Source organism: Tateyamaria pelophila, from assembly GCF_019966495.1.
In the GTDB taxonomy this organism is placed as follows: domain Bacteria; phylum Pseudomonadota; class Alphaproteobacteria; order Rhodobacterales; family Rhodobacteraceae; genus Tateyamaria; species Tateyamaria pelophila.
Genome location: NZ_JAIMIA010000025.1, coordinates 1 through 11,547, shown reverse-complemented (window position 1 = coordinate 11,547; position 11,547 = coordinate 1). Strand labels below are relative to the sequence as shown.

13 protein-coding genes and 3 pseudogenes are annotated in these 11,547 nt (G+C 56.8%); 12 read left to right on the top strand and 4 right to left on the bottom strand.

Translation table 11 applies throughout. From position 1 onward, the window contains the following. Positions 1-333: 333 nt before the first annotated feature. Genes LC354_RS10275 through LC354_RS10265 form a run of 3 tightly spaced genes read right to left on the bottom strand, consistent with a single transcriptional unit; the run spans position 334 to position 2,660 of the window. On the bottom strand, positions 334-1,122 hold the full coding sequence (locus LC354_RS10275; protein ID WP_223423509.1) for an MBL fold metallo-hydrolase: 789 nt from the start codon (positions 1,120-1,122) through the stop codon (positions 334-336). Between the two features lie 4 nt (positions 1,123-1,126). Then, a complete protein-coding gene (locus LC354_RS10270; RefSeq protein ID WP_223423508.1) occupies positions 1,127-1,582 on the bottom strand; it encodes a hypothetical protein in 456 nt (151 codons plus the stop codon). Position 1,583: 1 nt separating this feature from the next. Further along, entirely contained in the window at positions 1,584-2,660 is a 1,077-nt protein-coding gene (locus LC354_RS10265) for an isopenicillin N synthase family dioxygenase (RefSeq protein ID WP_223423506.1), read from the bottom strand. 251 nt (positions 2,661-2,911) lie between these two features. On the opposite strand from LC354_RS10265, the gene LC354_RS10260 reads away from it, so the two are divergent. The 8 genes and pseudogenes from LC354_RS10260 to LC354_RS28250 all read left to right on the top strand — a co-directional run. Beyond that, the gene (locus LC354_RS10260; RefSeq protein WP_223423504.1) at positions 2,912-3,982 is read left to right on the top strand and encodes an extracellular solute-binding protein; all 1,071 of its coding nucleotides are present in this window, start codon (positions 2,912-2,914) and stop codon (positions 3,980-3,982) included. 4 nt (positions 3,983-3,986) lie between these two features. After that, complete coding sequence (locus tag LC354_RS10255; protein ID WP_223423503.1) at positions 3,987-5,039, top strand: ABC transporter ATP-binding protein; 1,053 nt, start codon at positions 3,987-3,989, stop codon at positions 5,037-5,039. A 59-nt stretch (positions 5,040-5,098) separates the two neighbouring features. Continuing rightward, on the top strand, positions 5,099-6,019 hold the full coding sequence (locus LC354_RS10250; protein WP_223423501.1) for an ABC transporter permease: 921 nt from the start codon (positions 5,099-5,101) through the stop codon (positions 6,017-6,019). Next, complete coding sequence (locus LC354_RS10245; protein WP_223423500.1) at positions 6,019-6,816, top strand: ABC transporter permease; 798 nt, start codon at positions 6,019-6,021, stop codon at positions 6,814-6,816. Before LC354_RS10250 ends, LC354_RS10245 begins: the two co-directional genes overlap by 1 nt. 11 nt (positions 6,817-6,827) lie before the next feature. Continuing rightward, a complete protein-coding gene (locus tag LC354_RS10240; RefSeq protein ID WP_223423498.1) occupies positions 6,828-7,442 on the top strand; it encodes a cysteine hydrolase family protein in 615 nt (204 codons plus the stop codon). Then, complete coding sequence (locus LC354_RS10235; RefSeq protein ID WP_223423496.1) at positions 7,439-8,176, top strand: hypothetical protein; 738 nt, start codon at positions 7,439-7,441, stop codon at positions 8,174-8,176. Before LC354_RS10240 ends, LC354_RS10235 begins: the two co-directional genes overlap by 4 nt. Positions 8,177-8,321: 145 nt before the next feature. Continuing rightward, positions 8,322-8,441, top strand: a pseudogene (locus tag LC354_RS10230) (IS5/IS1182 family transposase); the annotation flags it as partial. A 12-nt stretch (positions 8,442-8,453) separates the two neighbouring features. Continuing rightward, a pseudogene (locus tag LC354_RS28250) lies at positions 8,454-8,586 on the top strand (IS110 family transposase); the annotation flags it as partial. 404 nt (positions 8,587-8,990) lie between these two features. Here LC354_RS28250 and LC354_RS10225 read toward each other — a convergent pair. Then, the gene (locus LC354_RS10225; protein WP_223423495.1) at positions 8,991-9,275 is read right to left on the bottom strand and encodes a sll1863 family stress response protein; all 285 of its coding nucleotides are present in this window, start codon (positions 9,273-9,275) and stop codon (positions 8,991-8,993) included. 508 nt (positions 9,276-9,783) lie between these two features. Here LC354_RS10225 and LC354_RS10220 point away from each other — a divergent pair. The 4 genes and pseudogenes from LC354_RS10220 to LC354_RS10205 form a co-directional block, all read left to right on the top strand. Then, entirely contained in the window at positions 9,784-9,954 is a 171-nt protein-coding gene (locus tag LC354_RS10220) for an RSP_7527 family protein (protein ID WP_223423493.1), read from the top strand. Between the two features lie 178 nt (positions 9,955-10,132). Continuing rightward, positions 10,133-10,363, top strand: a complete 231-nt coding sequence (locus LC354_RS10215; protein WP_223423491.1) for a DUF1127 domain-containing protein — start codon at positions 10,133-10,135, stop codon at positions 10,361-10,363. 199 nt (positions 10,364-10,562) lie between these two features. After that, positions 10,563-10,901 (top strand): annotated as a pseudogene (locus LC354_RS10210) (type 1 glutamine amidotransferase domain-containing protein); the annotation flags it as partial. Positions 10,902-11,014: 113 nt separating this feature from the next. Further along, positions 11,015-11,547, top strand: a 533-nt coding sequence (locus tag LC354_RS10205) for a helix-turn-helix domain-containing protein (protein ID WP_317849302.1), incomplete at its 3' end; no start/stop codon positions are given.

Sequence of the window (11,547 nt, the reverse complement as noted above, 5' to 3'; positions counted from 1 at the left end):
CACCTCGTGGCAAGGGGGCAGACCAGCATCGTGCTGATTGGCAGATGACGCGACAAGGCAAATTTGCTTAGGCCAACGCACTCTGGATCTGACGAGACATCAGCAATCCGGACGCAAACCGCGCGAGGCAAGAGAGCACAGGTCAACTGCGCAAAATCATGCGCCAATGTTGATGGATTGTCAGCACTCACGACTGTGCGACGCACTTTGCGACAAATATCCCGGAGTTTCACTCCAGAGGGGTGATCTGTTGGTTCTTCGAACAGTGCGCCGAAAGCATCCGCTGAGCAGGCTGCTGGAATTGTGCGAGCGGTCGGGAGGTAATCTGAGCCGTCAGGCTGCGTCCCAAAGTGCTTCGTAATGCGCAATGATCTCAAGCATGCGGGCGCGGTCAAAGCTTGGGTCATGCCCGCCGTGAACTATTGTGATAGGCAGCGACTTCAACAGATCGAACGTTGCCCTGTAATCCTCCACGCTCATCCCCGGTCCTTCGTAGATCAGCGGCCCGTCATAAATTGCGTCGGCGGCAAAGAGCACACCGGTCGACGTCTCAAACAATCCGATGCCGCCGGGAGAGTGCCCAGGCAGATGCAACACGTCGTAGATATGATTGCCAAGATCGACCGTGTCGCCGTGGTTGAGAAGTCCAGTGGCAGGCGCCCCGGTCAGGCGGTAGCTCTCGGGATCGTACCCCTGAAACGGCAGCGCTTCGATCAGGGTTTCGCCGATGGGTGGGTAGCCCGCGTCGAGAAATGTTTGCAGCAATCGTTCCGGCATATCACGCCGAAACAGCGTGTTCAGGCCCGAAGGCTGCGCCATTTCCTTAGCCTCGGCGGGATGGACAAGACGTGTATCAAACTCATGCACCGCGCCGATATGGTCGATGTGGGTGTGGGATGACACGCAAATGATCTCTTTGTCCGGATCCCGGCGCAACGTATCGAGATAGGGTTTGAACGGGATCACCCCCATTCCGGTGTCGAGAATCATGTCGCGCTTGCTGCCTTCGACAAGAAACATGTTGGCCTGTTCCAACACATGGATATGCGGCTCGATGATCAGCGTCGTATCTGCGTCAATTCTTTTAGCTTCGAACCAGGCGTCGGCAACGGGCAATGTCATGATGTCAGTCCAATTCAGGGCGAATTGCCCAGGTGATTACGATGCCCGGTGGCAGAGTCTCGGCCAGCCAGGCGCTCAACGCCGCTTGCAACGTTTGGGCCACGCCTGATCGGTCTGGCATTTCACATAGCCAGAGAACGGCCTTGGCATGACCACGCCTTCCAAGGGTCGGGAAAACGTAAAAGCAGCCGAGGTATTCGCCCGATGGGTCGCGGACGATCCACGAGAACGACCGACGCGCCGTAAATTCGCGTTCATGCCAGGCCAGATCGATCAGATTGTCCGCGCGCGTCAGACCCTCCGGCCAGCTTCCAAAGATGCCCGTCATCAAAGGCCCTGCCGCCATTACAGCGTCAAAGTCTTCGTCCACGAAGTCCGGCGACAATGGCGTCAGGCGATATGTGCCGAGTGCGAAGTCGCGCGGCAGGACGACATCAGCGAAATCAGGGTGCGGATCCATATTACTCAGCCGGCTCTTTTGCCTCGCGTTTGAAGGGGTTCTCTTCAGGCACCTCGTAGTCCGGCGTAAAAATCCCGTTTTCTTTGGCGTCAGCCATATAGCGGAACGCGTGTAGCGACATGCGCATCAGGTGGTCACCTGCCTTCATAGGCGGATATTTTGCGACCGTTTCAGGCGTGCGGAACTTTTCCAAGGGTTCGACAATCGCGTCATAGTCGAGGCCAAAAAAGAGCGGCATTGAGTAGCGCTCCCTACCGGTGTTTATGACCCGGTGTTGCGTTGACTTGAACTGACCACCGGACCACGTCTCGAAAATGTCGCCGATGTTTACGATAAAGGTACCCGGGATGGGCGGTGCTTCGATCCACACGTCATCTGCATTCATCACCTGCAGCCCGGGCGCGCCCTGCAACAGGATGGTGAAGCACTCGAAATCGGAATGGGCCGAGATACCTGTCATGTCCTTGGTCTGCGGCATTTCGTTCTTGATGTAACGCAACAGGCGCAATTGGGATGTCGGGCATGTGATCTGTCGGGTCAGGTCTTCGGTTGGCACGCCGAGTTCAAGCGCCAGGGCGTCAAGCATCCGCAGTCCGAGGTTGAAAATGGCATCGTAGTAGCCGGCGACTGTCTTTTGCCAACCGGGGATGTCTGGCCACACATTTGGACCCGTCATACGCCATCCCGCGAGGTAGTCGGGATGGTCCGCAGGCGCCTCAAAAGACATGTCCCATGCCTCGTTGAAATTCATGACCTTGGGAAAATCCGTCCCATTTTCTTCGAATGGGACGTACCCACGATGGTTGGTGGTGAAGCCTGACCAATACTTCATTTTGAAGCTTCGCGGCTTTTCGTGGAACTCCTTTGAGGCGGCAAAGGTCGCGTCGATTTGATCCTGCGGAATGCCGTGGCCGGTGATGTAGAAGAATCCCGATGTCCGTGCAGCTTCGCCCAACTCGGCGGCAACGCGCGCCTTTTCTGCGTCATCGCCGGAGAAAAGCCCCGAAAGATCGATGACGGGCAAAGTCGCATCGTCTGTCGTGAGCGCCTTGAGTTCTGTATTGCCTGCTTCAGCCATTGTTTGTCCCCATACATGCATTGAGTTGGAGCATGCACTGATCACGTCGTCGATGACTCTGCGGCGTCTAAGAAAGATCATTTGTCCGGACGGTTTGCCTTCATTTTAAGCAGTCGACCTGACGAATGGTGCATTTCGGGTCAGTTGCGTTGACGGATTGGGGCCAACTGGCCGCTCCTGACACTGAAGAAACAGAATGCGCGCCCGACCTATCCAAGGGCCCGAGTCGTGGGGAGTTGAAAGGAAACACCATGTCCAAGCTGAACAGACGAACGCTCTTGAAATCCGGTGTCGCAGGGCTGGCCGCCTCGACACTTGCATCACCGTTGATTGCGCAATCACGCAGCGTGCGGATCGGATCCTATGGCGGCTACTTTGAAAACAGCTTCAAGGAACATGTCTATCCGGCATTCACCGAAGCGACCGGGATCGCGGTGGAAAGCATCACGCAGCCAAACTCTTCGGACTGGCTGGTGACGATGCAACAGGCCGTGGCTGCCGGGAACATCCCAACGGACATCTCGCTGTTTGCGCGCGATTCGATGATCAAGGCCAGCCGTATCGGCGAACTGATTGCGCCGCTGGACCTGAGCAAGATCAAAGCCGCCAGTAACCTCGACAGCTATTTTGTCTTTGAAGGCAACGAAGGCCCACAAGGCGTCGGCGCGATGTCTTGGTTCTCGGCCATGGTGTTCAACCCGAACGAGGTGGAGACCCCGACCAGTTGGGCGGACTTCTGGGACACAGACCGCTTTGAGGCGTCATTGGGCATGGGCCGCAACTATAATGCCGGCCTTTTCGACTTTACTGCGGCGACGTTCTTTGACGGCACAGAAACGATGATGTCCAACGACGGGGTTATTGCCATCCTCGAAAAAATCGCGGAGTTGAAGCCAAATGTGGCACTGTGGTGGACGGCAGAAAGCCAAATGGAACAGTCCATGAAGAACGGCGACGTGGTTGCCGGGCAATACTATCTCGACGTGGCCAATCTGATGGCGCTGGACGGCTTCCCAATCAAACCGACCTTCCCCAAAGAGGGCAATCTACAGGATTACGGCTCGTGGTGCCTGACGGCAGGCTCGGACAAGGCTGCCGAAGCGGCCGAGTTTATGAACTTCTCGTCAGATCCTGCCATTCAGGCTCTGATGAGCCGTAAAATCGGCACTGCGCCTCTGGTCGACAAGTCGATGACCGACCTGACAGACGAAGAGTTCAACTTTGTCTCCGGTGCACCTGCCATCAGACCCGCCTACGAGGCGTATCTCGACAACGAGACCTTTATCAAGGAAAGCTGGGACAAAATGCTGGCTGCGTCCTGAGCGCATGGGGGGTCTTGTTCTCAAGGGTATTTCCAAGTCATTTGGAAATACCCGCGCCGTTGAACCCACCGACCTGACCTTTGCAAAAGGGGAGCTCACAGCACTTCTTGGTCCGTCGGGATGCGGTAAGACGACGCTTTTGCGCATGATCGCAGGGCTGGAGGAACCGACCCGGGGAGTTATTCTGCTCGGCGACACCGACATCACCCGATTGACGGCGCACAAGCGCAAGTTCGGGATGGTGTTTCAGAGCTTTGCGCTGTTCCCGCATTACTCCGTTCGCGAGAACGTGGCCTATTCCCTGATCATTGACGGAGTTCCAAAGGCTCAAGCCTACGAAAAAGCAAACGAGCTTCTTGAGACAGTGCAGCTTGTGGGGTTTGGCGACCGTCGGATCGGCGAGCTTTCGGGCGGTCAACGCCAGCGCGTGGCCATCGCGCGGGCACTTGCGCAGGAGCCTGAGGTCTTCTTGCTGGATGAACCGATGTCTGCGCTCGACGCAAAGCTGCGCGAAGAGATGCAGGTGGAGCTGCGCCTGTTGCAGCAACGTCTGGGGATCACAACCATTGTTGTCACACACGATCAACGCGAGGCGATGACCATGGCGGACCAGATTGTCGTCATGTCCAACGGCCGGGTCGAACAAATCGCCAAACCGCAGGACGTCTACCATAAGCCAGCCAACGCATTTGTTGCCGATTTCATCGGCAAGGCCAATTTTTTCGACGGTGTCTATCGGGACGGGGCGATACAGGTTGGTGATTGTCGCCTGAAGGCGAAGGCGGGATTTCAGTCAGGCAGCCTGGTCAGAGTGGCAATCCGGCCCGAGCGCACATGTATCGATGACGACCCGGGCGAAAACCGGATACCGGCGCGTGTCATGTTTGTTCGTGACCTTGGTCCTTTGCGCGAATATCACCTGCAGTCCGAGATCGGGCCGATTATCGTTGAATACGCAGCAGGCGAAACCGGTCCAAGCCTGGTGAAGGGCGATACGACCACCGTGCGCCTTCCACCCGATGCGCTACAGGTGTTTCCCGGGGCCAGGGCCGCGTGACAATTGCCGATGACATAAGCGTATCCCGAGCGGACCGGCCTGAGCGACGGGTCAGCACGTTGCCTGCCAAAACCATCCTGCTTGGCCTGTTGACATCCATCATCGTGGTTTTCTGCGTTTTGCCGTTCCTTTTGGTGCTCGCGATTTCCTTCGGGCGCAAAGTCGATGGCGCGGCATGGGTTTGGGATTTTACATTCGACAACTACCAGCGCTTCTTTGTCGGGGTGCTGTGGCCCGACGAGGTGACATTCCTATACCTTCAGCAACTTGGCTTTTCGTTCTACTTCGCCGTGATCGCCTCGCTGCTGGCGGTGTTGACCGCGCTGCCGTTCACTTTGCAGCTGACCCGGCTCAAACGCACATCACAGGCGATGTGGCTGGTTTTCATTATGGCGTCGCTGTCGCTGTCGGAAGTTTTCATAGTGATGGGATGGGACATCCTTCTATCCAACAACTCCGGCTTGCCCAAGCTGTTCAAAGAGACCGGCCTGACCCAGTGGCTGAAGGATGTGGGCTGGTTCCAGCATTTGCGAGACTGGGGCCTCGCCAATCCGCGCAACGTCAAATTCAAGACATCTGATTTCGCCACGATCCTGACGATGAGTTATCTTGTGTGGCCTTATGCGGTCATCCTGCTTTATCCTGCATTGTCCCGCCTTGATCCCTCTCTGTCAGAGGCTGCGCGCACCATGGGGGCTAGCCGCTGGACGGTCACGCGCACTGTAACGCTACCCTCGATCCGCCTGCCACTTTTCGGAACAACGCTGCTGCTCTTCGTCTTTCTTCTGGGCACCTATGTATCGATCACCGTCTTTGCCGCGCCAAACAAGCATACCACGGCCGTGGCCATCTATTCCAACATTCGCGGCGCAAACCTGAACGCGCCTTTTGGCGCAACCCAAGCCATAATGCTTTTGATCTCTGCGAGTGCATGCCTGTACCTCGGGCATGTCTTCAATCGTCGGTCCGAGGTGCGCTGATGCGGATATTTGGGGCTTTTTACATGGGGCTTTCGGCGCTCCTGCTCGCGTTACCCATCGTCGTGGTTTGCGCAGCTGCGCTGAATTCGGGCCGCAGCATGTTCTTTCCGCCCCAAGACCCAACCTTGGCACGTTTTGGCGAGTTCTTTGTCTCCGAACCGGTCTGGACCAACGCGCTGTGGAACTCGATAATCGTCGCGGTGGGTGCAGCGACGCTCGCGGTCCTGATGGCTTGGCCGATTGCATATCTGCTCTGGTCCACAGGCTCGAAACTGTCCAAGACGCTTGCGGGCCTCGGCTCACTCCCCTTTGCCGTGCCGCCGATCGTGTTTGGTGTTGGCCTTGGATTTTTCTGGGCCTTCACCGGTGGATTGGGCGCGCTTTGGGCTGGCGTCATCAGCCACGCAATCCTGCTGATGGCGCTGCCGCTGGTGACCATTTCAATCGGGTTGCAATCCATCGACCGATCGCATCTGGACGCTGCCGCAACCATGGGCGCGACCGAGCAGGTGGCCTTCAAGACCGTGGTTCTGCCGCAGACAGTTCCTTATACGATCTCCGGCTTCTTCTTTGTGCTCGTCTTGTCGTTCAACGAATTCATCGTGATCTTCTTCGTCTCGGCGTCGTCCTATGCGACGGTCACTCTGCAAATTTTCAACTCCCTTCGGAACGGCTACACGCCGACCATGGCGGTCGCTGCCATCACCTTCCTTGCAGTGTCGGTGCTGGTTTTTTCCGCCATTGCCCGCTGGGGTGACCTGCCGCGCCTGATGGGCGCCGATCAATCCCGAAAGTAAGGAGAAGTCCAATGCCGCGCCAACCCACCCTCGTCGGACAGCCTGTGCTGATGGTTATCGACATCCAGAAATCCGCCTTCATGGATCACAAGGCCGGTATTCCCTGTATGCCCGGATACCGCGACAACATGGAGCGCGCCAAACGCGTCGTAGACGCCGCACATGACTCGGGCATCCCGGTGATCTTCTTTCAGGAAATCCACCGCCGCGACCTGATCGACTATGGCCGCGAGCTTGACGGCACCGAAGACATCCATTGTCTCGAAGGTGAGCCGGGCACGCCGGTCGCCAGGGAAGAGATGGACATGCGACCAACCGACTATTTTGTGCACAAACGGCGCTATTCCGTGTTCTTCGGCACCGAAACCGAAATCCTGCTCAAAGGTCTGAAGGCCGAAACACTGATCATGATCGGCGGCATGACGGATGTATGCGTCCATTACAGCTTTGCCGATGGCCACCAGCACGACTACTATTGTCGCGTCGTCGCCGACTGCGTAGGCGGCACCTCGCCAGAAGCGCATCAAGCCTCGCTCAATGCCATGGAATACCTTCAGGAGGGCTCTGTACTTTCGGCAGATCAGATCATCGATGCCATAACCTCTGCCAAACTGGCTGCCGAGTGAGTCTGGAAAACGACATTCAGGGGCACTGGATCCGGGACTGGATAAAAGCCCCAAGTTTCGAAGATCATACCACACGTGTCCATTGGGCGCAGGTGGGTCTGGACTATGCCGATGTGCGCATCCCGCGCGATCGTCCAGATCTGTCGAATGTATCAGCGCTCGATGCTCTTTCCGCAGATGACCTGATAAAGCTGGCGCAGGCCGAAGGGTTTGCCGGGCATGTCACGTTGCGAGGCGACCAGTGTACCTGGCATCGCGAGATCAACCTTCACGGCACGCCAGATGCGCCGGACGTGGGCGAAATAAGCTTTGATGCTGAAGGACGTATGGTCGAAACTGGCGTGCATGCCGAATACACCGAGCTTTGGGAACGGCGCCTCGGCAGCGACCCAAAGGCCATTCGCTTTTCCAGCGTCATGTATGCAGGCCTTCTTGTCACGATTGGCGAGATGTCCGTGATTGGCATTGGCCGCCGGAACAAGCCGTCGACAAAGCCACTGATCGAGGCTCTGCGCACCGGGCGCGTCCCGGACGGCATAGGAGTGCTTTTTGACGGCCTTCACGCCGTTGGTCGCCAGTCGGGCGGTTCTGTTGTTGCTGATCTGGCGACCCAACCCTTCGCCGAAGGGTGTCCCATACTTTCGGTGATGGATAGCCACATCGTGTGGCATCGTGTTGGATTTGATGGCACCCGCTCAGATATCGTGCTCGAGATCGAAACCCTGACCATATGATCCATTTCGACGGGATGACGTGGATATCGAAGCCGAAACCGTCATGATCCGCGACAGAAAACACCCGCGATCCGAGATCGGAAATGACCAGACCGTGCCTTTGCTGGATGGGCCCGTTGTCATCGACGATGACCTGATCGAAGTGATCGAAATTGTGTTCGGCAGATTGAAGAACCGGCGGTGTGTTGCAACACGGTAAGACCGCTGCCCAAAGGTCTTCCTATCCGCAATCGCCCTCGCTGCACTCTTCATATATTGGCGATGAGATGCTGTAACCCGCACTGTATTCGGCGCGCGCCAAGCCCTTCAGCAGAACATGATCGCGTTGGAACTGTCCCTGAGAGGTCTGCTCCGGAACTTTGACCTCAAGGGGGCGCGCGATCTCACGCGTCAGGTTCGAGGACCACCTCTGAATACCAATCTGAAGCCGCGCCAAAAAAATGGTCTGAACGCGTCGCTAATCCCTAACCGTTGCCTGCTTGATCGCAGGCCTTCGGGGTTCCGCAGGGACGACGGGGTCTGGACCGTTGCTGACTTTAATCAAGCACGCCTACGAGAGGGGTACATCGGAATTACATCGAACCAGCATCATGTTGGCAGCCCCCGCGCTGACCACGAACCGAAGCATGTACCCCAAGGACCGCAGCCGAAGGCCTCGAAAGAACGCAGGGCGAACACGAACAGAGCTGACAGGACCGCTTCGGCGGATCACTTTGATTGCGCAAAATCGCTTGAATGCCGCAGTCCCTTTCCCGAAGGCCTGAGCCCAGGTAAACCATTGATGCGGTCTGGCCGCCCTATCGTTCAGCCTGCTCTAAAACTTCCTCCGCGCTTTTTCAAAGCTGTCAGAGATCGATTTCCACGCGCTTTCAAAACCACCCTGCATTTCTTTCCAAGCCTGCTCCGAAGCATCCATGGCCTCGTTCATTTTAGTGCGCATTTCATCGCGGTTCTTTTCCAGTTCCGCGATCTGCTCACGATATTTGGCCTCTGCATCGCCCTGTGCCGCTTTGGCCTCCGCGTACAGCTTATCAATCTGGGCCTGCCATTCCTTCATCGCGGCCTCAGCTTTGGCCTTCATCTCTTTCTGGTCGATCATATATTTTCCTATCTTCTTTCAAAAGGCTCCGCCAAATGCCAGTCATGTCTTTCGTCACTGTTGGACCATTCAACTGGCGAAGCCACACGCAATTCTCAGTCTTGTCTGGTCAGCAGAGAGGACGTTCTTCCCACCTACCATAAACAGCGGACATTTTCACATAATTCGCGGCCGTCGGCATCTCAGCCCGGCATCCGCCCTTTTGTTCAAGCATCGTCGGCTGACATAAAGGCTGCCGTGCAGGACCTGAGGGCGGACAGAACGTTACGTTTCGCGCGCGACCGGATCTTCGGTCCTTGCATGAGGACGCAAATTCTCACGAAGACTGAAACGGACCTGAACCGCAGTATTTCAGAACCTGCATGCCAAGCTCCGTACCCGCTCAAAGATTGCAAGATCCGCCCCATCGCCATGCAAACAGAGCATACCGACTATGGTTAGGTAAACGGCAACTCACTCATATGTTCGTGCCAACCAACGACGCCTCATTAATATGAAAGAAGCAAAGATGAGCACGCACATGAATTTCGAAAAGCCGACGCAGGCTGAAATCGAAAAGATCATCCATCAAGCGCACCAGATGCGCAGCGAATACCTCGCCAAATCCATCAAGGCTGGCTTGTCCAACCTGCGCGGTGTTCTCACGCACCAGAAACCTATCGACAACGCAACGGCCTGACCTCTGGCGTCTGCTCGCTCAGGAGTTGCGGCAGCAGTCTGTCCGGGACCGTTCACTGTCAGATTTGAACAGAGTTGACGTCCCTTTGCCGATCGCCGGCATCCGGAACGAGCCGAACTCACAGTTTGGCGATACGCGGTGGATCGAATTCCACCATTTGAAACGAAAGACCGAAGACATGACACTTCAAAATATTCTCACCGTCCATCCCTTCGAGGGATTCCTTGATACGATCCATCAGTTCAGAGCCGATCACGCTGAACGGCGCAGGGCACGAGCCGTCTACGACCGGACATGGCGCGAGCTTTCGGCAATGTCTGACCGGGAACGGGCGGATATCGGCATCCACAGATCTGACATCCCCGGAATCGCGTCCGAAGCCGCTGCTATGAGCCGCAAGACGTCCTAGCTTTTTAAAAGTTCGGCGAGCGTCCCAAACGATCACGGGGACGATGTCGATCCGGTCGCACTGCGCATTTGGACGTGGCTTGCAAGGAAAGTGATCGATCTCCCGGAACGGAAGACAGCGCCGTTTGTTATCTTGGCCAAGCGTGACACGTCCGCGGATCGCAAGATTTATCCGAACACACAGTAAAAGGATTACGACCATGAAAATTCTGATGGTTCTTACATCGCACGACAAACTTGGCGACACCGGCAAGAAGACCGGCTTCTGGCTCGAGGAATTCGCGGCCCCCTATTACGTCTTCAAGGACGCAGCCGCTGACATCACACTCGCCTCGCCCAAGGGCGGTCAGCCGCCCCTGGATCCCGGCAGTGACACTGACGATGCGCAGACCGAGGCGACCCAGCGTTTCAAGCTTGACGCGGACGCACAAAAGGTGCTCGCCGACACCAAGGTGCTGTCATCGATTGATGCCGATGGGTTTGACGCGATCTTTTATCCCGGTGGTCACGGCCCGCTGTGGGATCTGGCAGAGGATGCCTGTTGATTTTCGCTGAGAAGTGACCCGGTAGCCCCCCAGATTTTCACTGAGAACTGACCCATGTGAACACATTGCCCTGACGGATTCGGTCGGGGAGATATGGAGTGATCGACATGGGATTTTTGAGTGTTATTCGACGCTGGGCATTGCGTGACAAAATGCCAATCCGCGAGATAGCCCGGCGGACGGGCCTGTCTCGCAACACCATCAGGAAGTACCTGCGCGAGGGCGCGGTGGAGCCGAAGTTCAAGACGCCATCCCGGCCGAGCAAGCTGGATCCGTATGCGGATCGGTTGTCGGCCTGGTTGCTGGCGCAGACGCGGAGGCCACGCAAGGAACGTCGAACCGTGAAGCAGATGCATGCTGACTTGGTCAAGCTTGGCTATGATGGTTCGTACGGGCGTGTGGCGGCCTTTGCCCGTGTGTGGCATGCCGATCGACATCGGGCGGAGCAAACGACCGGACGTGGCACCTTTGTGCCGTTGGTGTTTCAGCCCGGCGAGGCATTCCAGTTTGATTGGAGCGAAGACTGGGCCAATATCGGCGGTGAACGGGTCAAGCTCCAGGTGGCCCATATCAAGCTGTCACACAGCCGGGCGTTTCTGGTGCGGGCTTACCCGCTGCAAACCCACGAGATGCTGTTTGA